The sequence below is a fragment of the Myxococcus dinghuensis genome, assembly GCF_024198235.1.
GTDB lineage: Bacteria > Myxococcota > Myxococcia > Myxococcales > Myxococcaceae > Myxococcus > Myxococcus dinghuensis.
Map to the genome: position 1 here is coordinate 13284 of NZ_JAKCFB010000022.1, position 17237 is coordinate 30520.

General features: G+C 70.1%; 15 protein-coding genes. 11 read left to right on the forward strand and 4 right to left on the reverse strand.

The features are described from left to right. The first annotated feature begins 29 nt into the window (after positions 1-29). Together LZ198_RS26015 and LZ198_RS26020 are read left to right on the forward strand one after the other, a co-directional pair. The gene (locus tag LZ198_RS26015) at positions 30-1388 is read left to right on the forward strand and encodes a WGR domain-containing protein (RefSeq protein ID WP_253974754.1); all 1359 of its coding nucleotides are present in this window, start codon (positions 30-32) and stop codon (positions 1386-1388) included. 6 nt (positions 1389-1394) lie between these two features. Further along, complete coding sequence (locus tag LZ198_RS26020) at positions 1395-2543, forward strand: STM4014 family protein (protein ID WP_253974755.1); 1149 nt, start codon at positions 1395-1397, stop codon at positions 2541-2543. Between the two features lie 33 nt (positions 2544-2576). Here the strand turns inward: LZ198_RS26020 and LZ198_RS26025 are convergent, their stop codons facing one another. Both LZ198_RS26025 and LZ198_RS26030 read right to left on the reverse strand, forming a co-directional pair. Next, positions 2577-2924, reverse strand: coding sequence for a hypothetical protein (locus LZ198_RS26025; protein WP_253974756.1), 348 nt, complete (start codon positions 2922-2924; stop codon positions 2577-2579). Between the two features lie 136 nt (positions 2925-3060). Continuing rightward, positions 3061-3633: a tRNA-uridine aminocarboxypropyltransferase gene (locus LZ198_RS26030; protein ID WP_253974757.1), complete on the reverse strand. Its 573-nt coding sequence runs from the start codon at positions 3631-3633 to the stop codon at positions 3061-3063. Positions 3634-3930: 297 nt separating this feature from the next. Here LZ198_RS26030 and LZ198_RS26035 point away from each other — a divergent pair, with 297 nt between their 5' ends. Genes LZ198_RS26035 through LZ198_RS26065 form a run of 7 tightly spaced genes read left to right on the forward strand, consistent with a single transcriptional unit; the run spans position 3931 to position 10339 of the window. Continuing rightward, positions 3931-5130, forward strand: coding sequence for an MDR/zinc-dependent alcohol dehydrogenase-like family protein (locus LZ198_RS26035; protein WP_253974758.1), 1200 nt, complete (start codon positions 3931-3933; stop codon positions 5128-5130). Beyond that, positions 5127-5903: a hypothetical protein gene (locus LZ198_RS26040; RefSeq protein WP_253974759.1), complete on the forward strand. Its 777-nt coding sequence runs from the start codon at positions 5127-5129 to the stop codon at positions 5901-5903. Before LZ198_RS26035 ends, LZ198_RS26040 begins: the two co-directional genes overlap by 4 nt. Beyond that, positions 5900-6940 carry a 3-oxoacyl-[acyl-carrier-protein] synthase III C-terminal domain-containing protein gene (locus tag LZ198_RS26045; protein WP_253974760.1) on the forward strand — a complete coding sequence of 347 codons (1041 nt, stop codon included), beginning with the start codon at positions 5900-5902 and terminating at the stop codon, positions 6938-6940. Before LZ198_RS26040 ends, LZ198_RS26045 begins: the two co-directional genes overlap by 4 nt. Before the next feature lie 15 nt (positions 6941-6955). After that, entirely contained in the window at positions 6956-7192 is a 237-nt protein-coding gene (locus LZ198_RS26050) for an acyl carrier protein (protein WP_253974761.1), read from the forward strand. Beyond that, complete coding sequence (locus LZ198_RS26055; protein WP_253974762.1) at positions 7189-7944, forward strand: SDR family NAD(P)-dependent oxidoreductase; 756 nt, start codon at positions 7189-7191, stop codon at positions 7942-7944. The genes LZ198_RS26050 and LZ198_RS26055 overlap by 4 nt, the downstream gene beginning before the upstream one ends. Next, the gene (locus tag LZ198_RS26060) at positions 7941-8966 is read left to right on the forward strand and encodes a 3-oxoacyl-ACP synthase III family protein (protein ID WP_253974763.1); all 1026 of its coding nucleotides are present in this window, start codon (positions 7941-7943) and stop codon (positions 8964-8966) included. The genes LZ198_RS26055 and LZ198_RS26060 overlap by 4 nt, the downstream gene beginning before the upstream one ends. Continuing rightward, positions 8963-10339 carry a class I adenylate-forming enzyme family protein gene (locus LZ198_RS26065; RefSeq protein WP_253974764.1) on the forward strand — a complete coding sequence of 459 codons (1377 nt, stop codon included), beginning with the start codon at positions 8963-8965 and terminating at the stop codon, positions 10337-10339. The genes LZ198_RS26060 and LZ198_RS26065 overlap by 4 nt, the downstream gene beginning before the upstream one ends. A 21-nt stretch (positions 10340-10360) precedes the next feature. Here the strand turns inward: LZ198_RS26065 and LZ198_RS26070 are convergent, their stop codons facing one another. Continuing rightward, positions 10361-11416 (reverse strand): hypothetical protein, encoded by a 1056-nt coding sequence (locus tag LZ198_RS26070; protein WP_253974765.1) that lies wholly within the window; start codon positions 11414-11416, stop codon positions 10361-10363. A gap of 214 nt (positions 11417-11630) precedes the next feature. Between LZ198_RS26070 and LZ198_RS26075 the strand changes: the two genes are divergently transcribed. Beyond that, positions 11631-12041 carry a hypothetical protein gene (locus tag LZ198_RS26075; protein ID WP_253974766.1) on the forward strand — a complete coding sequence of 137 codons (411 nt, stop codon included), beginning with the start codon at positions 11631-11633 and terminating at the stop codon, positions 12039-12041. Here the strand turns inward: LZ198_RS26075 and LZ198_RS26080 are convergent. Further along, positions 12025-12870, reverse strand: a complete 846-nt coding sequence (locus LZ198_RS26080; RefSeq protein WP_253974767.1) for a hypothetical protein — start codon at positions 12868-12870, stop codon at positions 12025-12027. The two genes, LZ198_RS26075 and LZ198_RS26080, sit on opposite strands and share 17 nt — an antisense overlap. Positions 12871-13215: 345 nt before the next feature. Between LZ198_RS26080 and LZ198_RS26085 the strand changes: the two genes are divergently transcribed. Continuing rightward, complete coding sequence (locus tag LZ198_RS26085; protein ID WP_253974768.1) at positions 13216-17208, forward strand: PPC domain-containing protein; 3993 nt, start codon at positions 13216-13218, stop codon at positions 17206-17208. The last annotated feature ends 29 nt before the right edge of the window (positions 17209-17237 follow it).

Here is a 17237-nt window from a genome sequence, read left to right on the forward strand (position 1 = left end):
GCCACGCCTGGCGCAGGAGAGGACGGGCCATGCCGCGGTACGAGTTCAAGGAAGGTAGCTCCAACAAGTTCTGGGAGATCACGCTCGAGGGCAACTCCTTCACCGCGAAGTGGGGCCGCATCGGCACCGACGGCCAGGAGAAGACCCAGGAGTTCGACTCCGAGGAGGCCGCCCAGAAGGAGTACGACAAGCTCGTCCGCGAGAAGGAGAAGAAGGGCTACGCGCTGGTCGAGGGTGACGGCGAGGACGACGACGAGGACGGCGGCAAGTCCGTGACGGGCGCGTCCAACCCGGAGCTCGAGGCCGCCATCCTGAAGGACCCGGACGACGCGGACGCGTACCTCGTCTATGGCGACTGGCTACAGGCCCAGGGCGACCCGCGCGGCGAGCTCATCGCGCTGCAGCACGCGCAGGGCAAGGCCACTGGCGCCGAGGCCAGCACCGCCAAGCGCCAGGTGAACGCGCACATCAAGAAGCACCAGGCGCTGCTCCTGGGCGGGCTCACCAAGGCCTGGTCGGACGAGGAGCTGTCGGTGGAGTGGCACCTGGGCTTCATCCGCGAGGCGCGCATCGCGAAGGGTGACTACGACTCCGAGCTGGACGTCCCCGAGACGCTGAAGAAGCTGCTGGCGCACCCGTCCGCGCGCTTCCTCCGCTCACTCACCGTCGGCATGGTGGACATGGATGGGGAGAACTCCTACGACGACGTGACGGAGGTCATCGCGAAGGGCGGCGCGCGCCCCACCCTCCAGTCCCTGTTCCTGGGTGACTTCGAGTACCCGGACGAGACGGAGATCTCCTGGTCGCACATCAACGACGTCTCGGCGCTGTACGAGGTGCTGCCCAACCTGCGCTCGCTGCGCCTGCGCGGCGGCTCGACGGAGCTGGGGAAGGTCGACCTGCCGGAGCTGCGTGAGTTCATCGTGGAGTCCGGCGGCCTGCCCCTGTCCGCGGTGAAGTCCATCGCGAGCGCGAAGTGGCCGAAGCTGGAAAAGTTGGAGATCTGGTTCGGCTCCGACAACTACGGCGCCGAGGGCGGCGTGGAGGACATCCAGCCCATCCTCGACGGCAAGGGCCTGCCGAGCCTGAAGAAGCTGGGCCTGTGCAACTCCGAGTTCACGGACGCGCTGGCCAACGCGCTGCCGAAGGCGAAGGTCCTCCCGCAGCTCGAGCAGTTGGACCTGTCCAAGGGCACGCTGTCGGACACGGGCGCGCAGGTGCTCGCGGACAACGCGGCGGCGTTCAAGCACCTCAAGCACATGGACTTCCGTGAGAACACGCTGACGGGAGCGGGCACCAAGCTGGTGTCGAAGCTGTGCCCGAGCGTGGCGGCGGGCAGCCAGCGCGAGTACGACGAGGAGTACCGCTACTCGGCGGTCGGCGAGTAGCCCCGGATGTCCGCGGCGCCGCCCTTCATCCTCATTGGCAACGCGGAGAACCGGCGCGTCACCCTGTTCCAGGACGCGCTGGCCCGACAGGGGCTGCCACCGGCGACGGTGGTGCCCTGGCGGGAGCTGCTGGAGGACCCGGCGCGCCTGACGCGGCTGCCGGCCCCCGAGGCCCTCGTCCGCATCGACGCGGCGGGCGAGAGCTGGGCGGTGGAGAAGGCCCTGCTGAAGCGGGGCTACGCGGGCGCGGTGGGGCTGGGATGCACCGTCCTCACGCCCGCGCAGGTGGACGCGCTGGAGGAGGACCACGGGAGGATCCTCTGCCCCCGGCAGGCCCACGTGGGCTTCCTGGACGTCCTGTCGGAGCTGGACGCGTGCTTCGCGGAGCGCCCGGGGTGGCGGGTGCTCCAGCAGCCCCGGAGCATCGCGGACCTGTTCGACAAGCGCGTCACGTCGCGGCGCTACGCGTCGCGAGGCATCCCCGTCCCGGAGCCGCTGGAGGGCGTGACGGACGTGGCGTCCCTGCGCGAGCGGATGGAGGAGGAGGACTGCCGCGAGGTGTTCGTGAAGGTGTCGTGTGGCTCGTCGGCCTCGTGCCTCGCCATCTTCCGGCGCCGGCGGGGGCGCGAATCGTTGCTCACCTCCGTCGAGCAGGCCTCGGCGGGTTGGTACAACTCGCTCCAGGTGCGCCGCATCGTCGAGCCGGAGCGCGTGGAGGAGGTGCTCGGGTTCCTGCTGCGCGAGGGTTCGCAGGTGGAGCGCTCCATCCTCAAGGCCCGGCTGGGCGGGGACTTCTTCGACTGTCGCGTCCTGGTCGTCGCGGGTGAGCCCGCGTTCATCGTGGTGCGCCAGAGCCGGCTGCCGATCACCAACCTGCACCTGGGCGGGTGGCGCGGGGACCTGGAGCGGTTGCAGGCGGCGGTGCCCCGGAACGAATGGGAGGCGGCGCTGGAGAGCTGCCGTCAGGTGGCGCGGCTCCATGATTGCCTCCACGTGGGCATCGATCTGCTCTTCGAGGAGTACTTCCAGGGCCACCGCATCGTGGAGGCGAACGCCTTCGGGGACCTGCTGCCCAATCTCCACCGGGACGGGCTGAGCGTCTACGAGTGGGAGATTCGCGAGGCGCTGTCGCGCCACGGCGTCACATCCGCCTGACAGCGCCTCGCGACTCCGGCGCGCGACACGCGCTCAGCCGACCTGGGAGAGCTGGGCGACCTCCGGCGCGCGGGGGGCCTCGGCCAGCGAGTCGGCGGTCCGCCGGGTGTTGGTCTCGATGGCCACGTGGCACAGGGCCGTCTGGGCCTGGAGCTGGAGCGCGAACGCCCGGCCGCGCGCGAGGCTCACGCCGATGAACGCGCCGACGAGGCCGCCGATGCAGGCGAAGACCAGTCCCTGCTCGCCACGCCCCGCCGCGACACCTCCCACCACGCCCACGAAGAAGCCGGTGGCGCCGGAGCGGAAGACGATGCGGCTGGCCTGCGCGTAGAGCGCGGCGGCGTGAGACTGGATGATGCTCGGGTCATACTGGATGGCCATGACGTTCCCCCACGGGTTGTGAGCCGCGCTCGCGGCCCGGCGTCACGCCTCTCGAAGTGAGGCGCGCGTGGGGTTCAGGCAACCACTCCCGGACAGGGCGGGCCATACCACCCGGGAGGTATGCGGAAAGGGCGGCTCAGTTCAACGAGCCGCACTCGGCGATTCGCTGCACGCGCAGCGCGGCCAGCCGTTCCAGGGGCTCGGCGGTCTCCGGGCCCTCGAGCAGCGCGACGGCGCGCGCGATGGCGTCCAGGGTGGACATCCCCGCGGGGTGCGTGGGCTCGCGCAGCCGGAGCAGCCCGGGCGGCAGCGGCGGCAGCACCAGACGCGGCAGGGTCCTGAGAACAGGGAGCCGCTGGCTCATGCGTCGGGCCTGGGACCAGCTTCCATCGAGGACCACGAGCTGCCTGGGCGGCGGGGCATCCACGGGGGCAGTGGGGCCATCCGGGAAGAGCAGCCAGGTCCCGGGCTCGGAGAGCAGCGAGGCGTCCAGGGCATCGCTCGGCGAGCCATGGGTGAGCAACGCGGAGTTGGCGAGCGCCAGCGAAGCCACACGTCCCGTGTTGCTCTTCTTGCGGATCTCCAGCGCGTGCTGGACCAGGAGGAACCGCGTCCGCGTCTCCACCCGGGGAATCTCCGTGCACAGGCACAGATGGACCGGGAGGTTGCAGCGATCACAACGGGGACGAGGGCCAGCGCGCGGAGACATCCGGCGGCATCCTGTGTCGGGGCCCTGCGGAAGAAAAGCGCTCATTCGCGCCTGCCTGGTCGGGCGCCTCCACAGGGCGACCGAGGTTGCGCCGTCCAGACACGGCGAACCTGGCGACGGCCCGAGGAGAACGACCCGGGGCACCCTGTCCCGGCATGGAGTTCGCCAACCCGCCGCGAGCCTCCACCACGCGCCCGGGCACGCACCCGTGGCGTTCTTGAGACATGAATCACCCTTCAACATCATGCCCACCACTTCAACGCGCGCCGGGACGACGGACGCGACAGTGGAGGCGACATGCGGGAGACGCGGGCCTGGGTGCTTCATCGGGGAGAGCGACAGCGGGAGGGTCAGGCAGTCCCGGGAGCGTTGGTCGAGGAGCCCTTCTCCTTCCCGGAGCCGGGCCCCGAAGATGTCGTGGCGGAGCCCATCTACGGCTGCTGGGAGGGCAACATGGGGCACGCGCTCCAGCGTGTCCCCGTGGACATCTGCCGCCTGCGCCGAGAGGACAAGGTGGTGCTCGGCAACGCGGGCGTCGTCCGGGTGCTGGAGACCGGGAGCGCCGTCACGCGCGTGCGTCCCGGAGACCACTGCCTCGTCTTCTGCAACGCCGAGCCCGACGAGCACGGCTATCCCGTCAAGGTGCTGGCCTATGACGCCACCCGCACCATGGGCCTGTTGGCTCGCCAGACGCGGCTCTCCCAACACGTCCTCATCCCCCTCCCCCGTCAGGGTCGCCACTCCCTGAAGCAGTGGGCGGCCTTCTCGCTCCGCTACATCACCGCGTGGTCCAACTGGCGGCTCGCCTGGGGCTGCTTCCGCCTCCAGGTCAGCGAATCCGACTGCCCCGTCCCCTTCGTCGTCGGCTGGGGTGGCGGCGTGGCGTACGCGCAACTGCGCCTCGCCCGCTTCGCCGGCTGCCGCGTGGCCATGGTCACCTCACAGGAGGAGCGGCTGCGGCACCTGGAGTCGGTGGGCATCATTCCCATCGACCGCAGGGAGTTCCCGGACCTGCACCTCGACGCGGCCCGCTTCACCGCGGACGCCGACTACCGCCAGCGCTACACCCACTCCGAAAAGCGCTTCCTCGCGTGCGTGAAGGAAGCGGGACGTGGCCAGGACGTCTCCATCTTCCTCGACCACATCGGCGGACCGCTCCTCCAAGCCAGCCTCAAGGCCCTGGGGCGCGAAGGCGTCATCACCTCCGCTGGATGGAAGCTCGGCGCGGACCTGATGGACCTCTCGCGCTCCACCGAGTGCACGAAGCGCCACCAGCACATCAACACCCACTACGCGCGCTACTCCGAGGCCGTGGCCGCGGTGGGCTTCGCCGAGGAGTCGGGCTGGCTCCCCCCCGTGGATGACGAGCGCGTCTACGCCTGGGACGAGGTCCCCCGGCTCGCCCAGGACGTCGAGGAGGGACGCGTCGCCTCATACTTCCCCCTCTACCAGGTCAACCCCGAGCAGCGCGTCCACGACTCGCGGGAGGCCGCATGAGCGAGCTCGCGGAGGACCCGCTCGTCACCGCCCGGCGGAAGTTCAAGCACCAGTCCCAGTCCTTCGGCTTCACGCGCGTGCTCCTGGTGGACCTCATCACCATGACGTTCTCGCTGACACCCGCGCTGGTGGCGTGGTGGACCTTCGCCCTCTTCCTCCGCTGGAGCTGGGAGCAGGCGCTGTTCCCGCTCTGGGCCCTGCTGGCCCCCGGCGTCCTCGCGACCTCGTTCCTGGTGACGTGCTGGCTGGTGCGCCTGGGCATCCCTCGCATGCGGCCCGGGACGTACAAGATGGAGATGTCCCGGGACTACCTGGCCTGGTTCATGACGCTGTGCCTCGGCCACTCGGTGCGCATCGCGGGGCTCCAGCCGTTCTTCTTCTCCTTCTACCTGACCAAGTACCTCTACTGGCGCGCGATGGGTGCACGCATCGCCTACGGCGTGAACTCCTCCATCTTCGCCGTGCTCGCGGACTACCCGCTCCTGACGGTCGGCAAGGGCTGCACCGTGGGCGCCAACGTCCTCCTCATCGGACACCTGTTCCTGGGGGACAAGGTGATGCTGGGGAACGTCACGCTCGGGGAGAACGTCTTCGTCGGCGCGGGCGCGATGGTGGGACCGCGGACGAGCATCGGCGCGCGGAGCTGGATCGGCATGCACAACAAGCTCCTGAAGGACACCCTCCCCGAGGACTCGCGGGTGGAGAACTTCGAGTGGGAGCACTTCAACCCCGCGAATCGCGCGCAGCCCTCCACCGGGGCACGGCCCTCATGAACGTCCTCGAACCCCGCCTGGGCCTCCAGGTGCTCGGCCATGGTCGCGCGCTGCCGGCCGACGGACCGGTGACGAACGCGGCGCTGCTCGCCCTGGACCCGGACCAGCAAGGCCGCGCCCCCGAGACGTTGACCGCGCTGGGGCGCAAGGTGACGGCGCGCCTGGGCTTCAGCCAGCGCTATCTCTCCCGGCGCCCTGGTGCTGCGCCCCATGACGGCGAGGAGACGAGCGAGTCACTGGCCCTCGCGGCGGCGAGGAGCGCGCTCGGCGCACACGCGGGCCTGGAGGTCCAGGCGTTCGTCCACGGGACGACGACGACCAGCCGCTACACCGGCTCGCAGGCCGCGGCCATCCTCGGTCGACTCGGGAGCCACGCCTCCGCGTGGGAGGTGAAGGCCGGATGCTCCGCCTCGCTGGCGAGCCTGCACCTGGCCCTGGCCCTGCTGGGCAGCGGCCACGACAACGTGCTCGTGAGCTGCGCGGAGACGCTGTCCAAGGTGATGAACCCCGCGATGAAGGAGACGTGGTTCATCCTCGCGGACGGGGGCGCGGCCCTGTGGCTGAAGCGCGCGCCCTCGGCTCCCGACTTCGAGGTGCGCAAGTGCCTCTACGCCACCGACGGCGCCCTCGTGGACCTGTACACCACGCCGGGCAGGCTCCCTCCGGACCGGGCCACGCTCGAAGCCGGCGGTTACGCCATGGCGGGCGACGGGACGCGCCTGCGGGAAGAGGCCCTGCGTCGCTACCTCGAGATGCTCGGCGCGATGTTCCCGGGCGGCCGGGGCCTGAAGGACATCCGCTGGGTGGTGGCCCATCAGATCAACCGCAAGCTCATCGAGCAGGTGCTCGAGGTGGGAGGACTCGGCGCACGCCTCGTCTGGAGCGCCGACCGCGTGGGCAACGTGGGCGGGGCCTCCGTCCTCTTCTCCCTGTCCGAGGCGCTGGAGCAGGGCCTGTTCGAGCCCGGAGACGGCGTGCTGCTGATGAGCGTGGGCGGAGGCCTGTCCTTCGCGATGCAGCACTGGGTGAAGCGCTGAACGCGGGAGCACGCCATGGAACTCGTCGAACGCATTGGCAGGGCGCTGAGGACCGCCGGGATGGAGGACGTCCCCACGGACACGTCGGAGCCGCTCGCCTCGTATGGAATGGACAGCCTGCTGATGGTGCTGTCGGTGGCCGCCCTGGAGAAGGAGTTCGCCTTGCGCATCTCCGGGCATGACTTCTCCGAGTCCTGCTTCGACAGCCTCGACACGCTGGCCGCGTGGCTGCGTCGTTCGGGGGCGACATGAGGGTCCTCGTCACCGGTGGTGGCTCCGACATCGGCTTCGCCATCGCGAAGCGCCGACTGGCCCAGGGGGACGACGTCGTCATCACCGCGTCGACCCCGGAGTCTCTGGAGCGCGCCCTGTCCCGCTACCGCGTGGAGGGACTCGACGCGAAGGGGCTCGTGCTGGACCTCGCGGCGCCAGCGCAGGGAGACGCCGCGCTCGGGGAGGTATTGGAGTCCGGGCTCCAGGGGCTCGTCCTCAACGCGTGGACCCGGCGGCCTCCGCTCCACCGCTTCCACGAGCTGCCCCAGGAGGCGCTGGACGCGGACGTCGCCGCGAACCTGATGGGGAACGTCTGGTTGATCCGCCGGGTACTGCCCGCGATGGTCTCCGCGCGCCAGGGCCGCATCGTCCTCGTCTCGAGCGTCTCCACCGTCAACGGCACGGGCCGCTATGGCGCCTACATCCTGTGCAAGTCCGCGCTGGAAGGGCTGATGCGCAACCTCGCGGTGGACTACGGCGAGTTCAACGTCCTGTCCAACACGGTGCGCCTGGGCATCTTCAAGACGGAGCGGACGAAGAAGTACTGGTCCCGGGCCCGCTACGTGGAGCGGATGGGCGGCGTCATCCCGCAGGGCACGCTGGGCGAGCCTGGCCATGTGGGGGAAGTGCTCGACCCGCTGCTGGCCTCCCACCAGTACATCAACGGCGCGGTCCTCGACGTCACCGGTGGGCTTCCGATGTTCCGCCTGGAAGGAGTGTTGCGACCATGAGCTTCCTGAGACCCGTGGAGCCCGTGTACCTGGTGGGGCCTCGCTCCTGGCTGCCGGAGCGGGTGGTCACCAACCAGGACGTCCTCGACTGGATGGGAACCCGTGCCCGGCCCAGTTGGATCACCCACAGGACCGGCGTGGAGCAGCGGCGCTGGGTGGAGGACGGCCAGTCGTGCAGCGACGCGGCCGTCGCCGCGGCCTCGCGCCTGTTCGAGGACGCGAAGGTCGACCGCGCGCGCCTCGTCCAGGTGCTGCTGGCCACCGTCTCCGGGGATTTCCCCACGCCTCCAACCTCGCCCCTGATTCTTCCCCGACTCGGACTGGAGCGGGTCGGCGTCCTGGACCTGAGCGCCGCCTGCGCGGGCTTCACCAGCGCGGTGCACGTGGGTGCGGCGCTCGCGGCCGCCACGGGCGGAGACCAGCTGGTCATCGCGGCGGACATCCGCTCCAAGTTCCTCAACCGCGAGGACCTCGCGACCACGGCCCTGTTCGGAGATGGCAGCGCGGCCTGCGTCGTCACGCGACGAGCAGAGGGCGCGCACTTCCAGCTCATCGCCAGCGAGCTGGCGGCGGACGCCTCCATGGCCGACATCATCGCCATCCGTGCGGGTGGCTCGCGCCTGCCCCATCACCGGAACGATGACCCTTCCAAGGTCTTCCTCAAGATGGAGCACGGCGCCACGCTCTTCATGAAGGGCGTGGAGAACATGTCCGCGGGCGCGGACGCGCTGCTGCGGCGACTGGACCTGAAGGTGTCGGACGTGGACTGGGTGGTGCCGCATCAAGCCAACCTCCACCTGATGCGGGCGGTGACCGAGCGGCTCGGGGTGGACCCGGCGCGGGTGGTGGAGACCGTGCGGTTCACCGGCAACACCTCGGGCGCCAGCGTGGGCATCGCGCTCGCCCATCTCGTGGAGCAGCTCCCCTTGAAGCCGGGGCAGCGGGTGCTGCTCGTGTCCGCGGGGGCCGGCGGGGCGTCGGCCTGCGCGTTGCTGCACAGCCTCCAGGAGACGCCCTCATGAGCGACGCGCTCGCCTTCACCCGAGCCGACGGGACGGTGGCCCTCACCCTCGGCGGTCGCCCCCTCTCCTTCGAGGCGCTCCGCGAGGCCGTCGAGGCACGAAAGCACCGCCTCGGCGTGCTGCCGCCCGGCCTCGCCCTCCTGCGCGCCCACCGGAGCCGCGAGTTCATCGCCACCTTCCTCGCCTTGTACGAAGCGGGAATCCCCACGGCGGTGCTCGCCGACGACTGGACTCCCTCGGAGGTGGCGTCGCGACGTCGGGGCCTCGGCGGCTGCTTCGAACTCGACGAGACCTTCAAGGTGTCCTGGAGGAGCGAAGAGACCGCGACGCGACATCACCCGGACACGGCCGTGGTGCTGTTCACCTCCGGCAGCACCGGCGAGCCTCGCGCCGTCCAACTCTCCCGGCGGAACATCGAGGCGAACATCGCGGCGGTCCGACGCTCGCTCGACTTCGACGCGGCCTCGGAGCAGACGCTGTTCCTCCCCCTCTCCTACTCCTTCGGACTGCTGGGGCAGTTGCTGCCGGCACTCGCGGCGGGAGTGCCCACCACGCTGCTCGACCACCTGGTCGAGCTGAAGGCCCGGCTCGACGACGGCCTGCTGGCGGGCATGGTCAGCGGGGTCCCCTCCCATCACGAAGCGCTGCTGCGTTTGATGGGGGCTGGAGCCTCACGGACCGAGGCCATCACCCACGTCGTCTCCGCCGGCGCGGCCTTGTCCCCCGCCCTCCGCCAGAGACTGGTGGCGGCGTTCCCCCGCGCACGCGTCTACGCCAACTACGGACAGACGGAGCTGTCGCCCCGAGCGCTGTGCCTGCGCAGCGACCACCCCGCCTTCCTGGGCCCGGCGACGGGCCATCCCGTGGGAGGCCTGGTCGTGAGGCTCGGTCCGGACGGAGAGCTGTGGGTGCGGGGTGAGCAGGTGATGCTCGGCTATCTCGGCGACGACGCGGCCACGCGGGCCAAGGTGGAGGACGGGTGGCTGCGCACCGGAGACCTCGCGCGCATCGACGCGGACGGGTTGGTGACCCTGCTGGGACGCAATGACGACCTGCTCAAGGTCGGTGGCGAGCGCATGAGCCCGTTCGAGATCGAGTCCGCCCTGCGCGAACTCCCCCACGTCGAGGACGCCGCCGTCTTCGGACGGGAAGATCCGCTCTATGGCACCACCCTGACCGGGATCCTCCAACTCGCTCCGGGCGCGCCCTGCCCGCTCAAGCGGGAGCTCAAGCAGGCGCTACGCGGTCGCCTTTCCGCGCACAAGGTTCCCGTCGACTTCTATCGGGCGGACCAGCTTCCCCGCTCCCGGAACGGGAAGCTGCAACGCAACCGCCTGGGGGAGCTGCTGCGCCCGGAGCTGCGCCTCGGGTGAAGCGGGCCCGGACCGGCCCCCTCACTCCTTCTGCACGTACAGCTCACCGTTCAGGCCGATGGCCCCCGGCTGGAGAGACCAGCCCGTGTGCTCGGGCATGAGGTAGAGCGTGCGCTTGCCGTCCGGGGTGCGCGCCGCGCCGAGGAGGAGGAAGCGCCGCGTGCGCTTCGCGCCGGCGAGCGTCAACACGTCGTGCTTCACGCTCCACGTCCCCTCGTCCGATTCGGTGGCGAACGCCATCGCGCCCGCGGGACCCGAGCCCCCCACGAACTGGTGCTGGAACGAGTGGTCCGCCTTGAAGACGTAGTCCGAGCGAGAGGTCACCGCCCGCATCGTCGTGCTTCCGGTGAAGGTGTTGACCCATTGGCCCGCGGCGCCAGAGCCGTGGGAGAAGCTCCCCACCACCTCGGAGTCCGCCACCAGGGGCAGCCCCACGGGGCTGCCACGCACGCCCTTCAAGGCGTCCTCGACCCGAACGTGAGAGGTGCCCCAGGAGTTGTCCGCCATCATGCCCTGGGCAGCGGCGACGCCTCCCGGCGAGAAGTAGCTCTGGATGAAGGCCAGCGCCTCCAGTCGCTCCCCGGCCTCGACCAGGTAGAGGCTCAGGCGGAAGCGCCGGCCATTGCCCTTGTGCAGCACCGTGGCCGAGGTGAAGTACGCGCGCGCGCCGTTCGCCACGAAGCGCCGCATCACCAGCGGGCTCGGCTTGACGTCGTTCCAATCCGCGCCGATGCGCTCGCTCCACATCCGCGACAACTTTCCCTCGGCGTCCTCGAGCCCGGGCACGCTGCCCAGCCGGAGCAACTCCACGCCCAGCGTGTCACCCCGGTCCACCCACTCGGTGATGAAGCCTCCACCCTCGCGCTGGGACCAGCCCTGCGGTGAATCGAGCGCGAAGCCGCCGGGCTCCCCCGGGGTCCCTCCGCGCGAGACACCCACGCCTCCGCCGGAGGCGCTCGAATCGGAGCCCGAGAAGGCGCCCAGGGCCATGAGCCCCAACGAGCCGGTGCAGCACAGCGCGAAGCCGCCACCGAGTGCGACGAGAATCCAGAGAAGAGGACGACGAGGACGAGACATGGAGGAACGCGCCAGGAGGAAGAAGGTCCAGCGCCCATCCTGACACACCCCACACACCGCTCCCATCCGTGGCGGCTCGAAGGACGGCTCGGGTATCCTCGCGCCGCCTCACCGACCCGCCCTCCCCATCGAATCCGCATCGACGACCCTCCTCCTCGGGCCGAGGGCTCCTGAAGCGCGGCACCTGTCCCGTCTGCTGACCTGGAGCACTCCCATGCAACGCCACTCCCCTGTCCTCGCCGTCCGTCTCGCGCGCTGGCTCACCCTGTCGGCGCTCGTCGTCCTGCCTCTCTCCGCCGTCGCCGAACCGGGGGGCACGAACACGTGCTTCGAGGAGGCGAGTCCGTCCGCTTCCGGCGACACGGGGGCGGTGTCCCTCGAAGCGGGCGGCTTCTGCTACGAGGCGGACTGCGTGGATGACAGCCACTGCTGGGCAGCCTGCCCCATCGCCCGGAGCGTCTCCTGCAACAGCAGCAATGTCTGCGATTACGACCTCGGCAGTGGCGGCGGTGGTGGAGGCGGCGGTGGCCCCGCCTGTCCGATGATGGATTGCAACGACAGCGGCCAGTGTTCCTGCAACGGCCGCCAGGGCACGTGTGGCCCTGACTTCATCTGCTACTTCTGATGCGAGGGTCCTGGGCGAAGCGCATCGCGGCTTCCTCGTCGTCGACCGCGAGGTTCTCGAATTCGTCCAGGGCCGCGTCGAACCCCGCGGGGAGCGTCGTCTCCTCGCGGGGCGGCAGCGGCGCCCACTTCTCCCCGAGGTCGATCTCATCCACCTCCAGCTCGCGCCCCCCTTGTCGGGTCCAATAGCGGACCAGGTAATACCGCGCGGAGAAGGTCCCCTTCGCGAAGCGGCGGGCCTTCGCGTCGACCGAGAGCACCGCGACGGCGGGCAGGCGCATGTCGGCGCGCCGGAGCGCGGGCCGGAGGAACTCCGCCTCCAACGCCCAGCGGACCTCGAGCAGCGCCGTGGACGTCGGACCGTGGCGCCGCCACGCCAGCACGCTCACCTCCGGGAGGCGCGGCCACTTCGGCCCGGACGCCTCGAGGGTGACGGGAATGGAGCACACCCCGGCGAGCACCGCCCGCACCACCCGGGTGCCCTTGGGAACCGCGCCCACCATGGCCATCCGGCGGACGGGCGGTGGGTTGGCCTTGTGCCAGAAGAAGTCGACGTAGCGGTTGCGTGGAGCACCCTTCGCATCGAGCTGGACCCAGTGGTAGTCCGTGCGGAACGCCGTGCCCTCCGCGTCCCCGATGAAGGGCTGGAGGTCGACGACGTCCCGCATGGTGAAGTCGATGGCCACCAGGTCGGCCCCGGCGGAGGGCTCCACGAACGTGCCTCCCTCGAGCTTCCAGCCGCGATGGACCTGGAAGCGCCCATTGCAAGGGTCGGTCTTGCCCGGGGGCGCGGCGAGGAGCACGGTGAGGACCGTGATGAGCGGGAGCATGGGCGGGAATTGAGCACAGCCACCACGTCGGGCGTGGAAAGAATCGACTCCGACCCGAAGGGGTGACCCGCTGCCCCAAGAGGTCCGCCCTCGCTCGCGCCACGCCGCCTCGCGGTCCCTGGATACCGCCCACCTCGCGAGTCACTCCCACCGCCACGCACCGCCCCACGCGCGCCGTCGCGGAGCGGCCGACGCGCTTTTCAGAAACTGGGCGACAAATGACACCCCATTGCGTTTGAGGAGAAACGTCACGCGACGGGCTGTCGTCGCGGCGAGAACTTCACCTCACCACCCGAGGTCTCCGTGCATCATCGACATCTCCTCTCCTGTTTGCTCACGGGAGCCATGCTCCTCATGGGCGCCTGTGATCCAGGAGGGGGCGACACGCTCCCTCCCGAGGACACTCCCGCCTCCGCCGTCGCGACCGCCGCGCTGGTGAACGGCACGCTGGTCAATGGCCAGCCCGTCTCCGGGCTCTCCGCGAGCACCGGCGCGGAGCTCGTCTACACGCTGTCCGTTCCGGAGAACCAGAACCTGGTGACGTTCACCATGACCGGTTCGAACGGCAACGCGGACATGTACGTCTCCTTCGGCACCACACCCACGACCACGACGGCGCAGTGCAGTTCGACGGCCACGGGCAGCAACGGGACCTGCACCGTCGCCGGCCGCTCCAGCACCGGGACCTGGTACGTCCTCATCAAGGCCACCAGCACGTTCTCCGGCCTGAGCCTGACGGGCAGCTACACCCCCAATGGCACGGGCAGCGGCACGACCAAGGTGCTCGCGGACAACCAGGCCACGAAGGTCTCCGGGGCCCTGGGCGAGTGGGTCCTCTACACGATGGAGGTCCCCTCGCTCCAATCCGCCCTGAACGTGACGACGAGCGGAGGCACGGGGGAAGTGGACCTCTACCTGCGCCAGGGGAGCGCGCCCACGCTGACGACCTTCGACTGCCGGTCCCGCAACACCGGCACGACCGACGGTTGCTCGGTGTCGAGGCCCAAGGCGGGCACCTGGTACGTCATGCTGCGCGGCTACTCGGCCTTCTCCAACGTGAACCTGCTCGGCGCGGTCGTCGCGTTCCCCGAGACGCTCTCCATCGGCCAGCCGCTCACCAACGTCTCCGTCGCCAAGGGCGCCTCGCGCTACTTCACCGTCAATGTCCCGACGGGGCAGAGCCTCCTCAAGGTCACCCTCGCCGGGGGAACGGGTGACGCCGACCTCTACCTCCAACGGGTGAACGCGCCCACGACGGCCACGTACACCTGCGTCTCCCGGGCCGGAGGAAACACGGAGAGCTGCTCGGTGACGAACCCTCAGGCGGGCACCTGGCACATCGTCCTCTACGGCTACTCGGCCTCCGCGGGCGCGGCGCTGATGGTCACCACCACGGGGGGCGGCCCCATCGGACTGCCCCTCACCAACGGCCAACCCCTCATCATCGACAGCACCGAAGGCGGGCCCTTCGTCTACCGGATCGACGTCCCCGCCGACACCGGCAACCTCACCATCGAGGTCTCCTTCCTCTTCTCCGGCGCCTACGACCTGTTCGTCCGCTACGGGAGCGAGCCCACCACCGGCGTGTACGACTGCTCGCGGACGTACGCCACGTCCCGAGAGACGTGCAGCTTCGACAAGCCCCGGGCCGGCACGTGGTACGTCCACATCCTCCCGGGCTACCCCTACAACGCCTTCAGCTACCTGAACCTCGTGGGGACCTATGGAGGCCGGGTCGCGACGACGCCGCTCCAGAACGGCCAGGCGACGGCGCCCGTCACCGAGGACCCCCGTGACTTCGCCTATTACACGCTGGAGGTCCCCGCGGGGCAGAAGCGCCTGGCGTTCTGGATGACCGGCGGCACCGGCTATCCCTACGTCTACGCGAAGCTCGGGGGCATTCCGGTGGAGACCCAGCCGCGCTGCTCGCTCATCTCCAACGGCCCCTGCATCATCGAGAACCCCCAGCCTGGCACCTGGTACTTCTGGCCCACCGCCATGAACGGCTTCCAGAACGTGTCGCTCACGGCCGAGTACACGGCGGACACGACCCAGACCCCCGAGCCGCTGCGCAAGGACGAGCCGCGCACGGGGCTCGCGGGCACCCCGCTGCGTCCCCGCCTGTTCGTGCTCGAGGTTCCCCCCAACCAGCTCAACCTCCGGCTCCAGACGTCGGGTGGAACGGGCGTCGCCCGGCTGCGCGCGAAGCGCGGCGCCCTCCCCACCGCCAGCACCTACGACTGCGCCTACTCCTGCGACATCGAGCGCCCGGAGGGCGGAACCTGGTACGTGCAGTTGGAGGGGGAGTCGACCTACTCGGACGTCACCCTGAGCGCCACCTACGCCACCCCGGTGACGGCGCCGGACATGGAGTACGCGCCGGAGATCACCAACTACCCGTCCCGGCGGTACTTCAAGATGGACGTCCCCCCGGCGAGCATCGCCCTCAAGGCGTACACGGGCGGCCGGGCCGAGACGAAGCTCTACGTGCGGCGGGGACGGCTGCCCTCCCCCACCGAGTACGACTGCGTCTCCATGGCGCCCGGCAAGGTCAAGCAGGAGTGCAACATCAACGCGCCCCAGGCCGGTGAGTGGTTCGCGCTGGTGGAGTTCGTCGTCACCTACCCCGAGGTTCCGGAGTCGTTCTTCTGGGAGCACCTCGAGACGGGCCCCATCTCGGACATCGAGGACGGCGTGCCCGCGCTCGTCTCCGGTCCCCCCAAGTCCTTCCGGACGCTGCGCTTCCAGGTGCCCGAGGGCGCGCCCTATCTCTTCGCGGAGCTGCTGGACGCGCGGCTGACCCCGAAGTCCGCCTATGCCTACCTCTACGTGCGCCACGAATCCGACGCGGCCAACGGCTTCGCGGTGTGCAGGTCCACGGGCCTGTGTGACCTCCCCAATCCACGGCCCGGCACCTGGTACCTCACGGTGCAGGTGCCCACCTATGGGGGCCCCACAGCGGACTTCTCCGGCGCCGTCCGCGCCACGACGACGGGCCGCGCGCTGCGGCCCCTGGTCAACGCCATCGCCGAGTCCCTGCTCGACAGCGCGCAGAACGTGACGCACAACTGGCGGTTCGAGGTGCCCGTGGGCGCCACGGACGTGCTGTTCCAGCTCAACGGCACCGACGGCAACTCGGACCTGTACGTGAAGCACGGCTCGCCGGCCTCCGCCTCGTCCTACGACTGCGCCTCCGCGAACACGCCGGGCAGCGAGGAGACGTGCGCCATCACCCAGCCGCAGCCGGGGACCTGGTACGTGACGGTGGTGGACCGCACGGGGCCGGTCGGCTGGCGCGGGCCGACCGTCCGCGCCACCTACGCGATGTCCCCGGGCGAGGGCATCCCCGAGCTGACGCCCTACGCCTCACGCGCCGGGCTGAGCGCGCCCAAGTACTCGCAGAAGATGTGGAAGCTGGAGGTGCCTCCGGGCCAGAGCACGCTCTGGTTCGCGACCGAGCACGGCAGCGGCACGGTCAACCTGAAGGTGAAGCGGGGTGGCCGCGCCGTCACCGGCCAGACGTTCGACTGCACCACCACCGGCACCGGCAACCTGAAGCAGTGCCTGCTCACCAACCCGCAGCCCGGGACGTGGTTCGTGACGCTGACCGGCGACGAGGCCTACGAGTTCGTCACCCTGACGGGTGGCTACTTCCAGGCGGACACGGTGACGTCGCTCACCAACGCCATCCCCGCCACCAACCTCCGCCTCGACGCCGGCAAGGCCCAGTACTTCCACCTGGACGTGCCCGCCAACGCGGCCATGTACTCGTTCGAGCTGCGCTTCGACACGACCGCCACCGCCGAGGAGATCGACGTCCGCATCCAGCAGGGCACCCTGCCCACCACCACGAGCCAGCGCTGCGCGTACCTCGCCAAGGGCTCCGTGCGGTGCGCCGTCGCCAGTCCCGCCGCGGGCCCCTGGTATGCCCGCGTGCTGAGCGCCAGCAAGGCCTTCGACCACGTCCGCGTCGGGGCGTTCCACGGCCCACGGCTGGATGACGCCCCGCTGCTGCTCAACCAGGACTACTTCCTGGGCGTCAGCGGCTCCTCGGGCACCGTGCGCACATACAAGGTCATCGTGCCCGAGGGCACGGGAACCTTCACGGTGTCGACGGGCTACAACACCACGGGCGGCCAGGGCACCTACTACGGGAACCTGAGCCTCGCGGTGCGCAAGGACGCCCCGCCGACGGCGACGGAGCGGGACTGCGCCTACCCCTTCCCCAGCCCCAGCTCCACCTGCAGCATCAACAACCCCGCCCCGGGGACGTACTTCGTCAGCCTCACGTTGACGGACAACAGCTACAACCTGTGGGTGCTGCCGAACGCCCGGTAGCGCGCGGCTGAACCGGGCTTCCGTGAGCG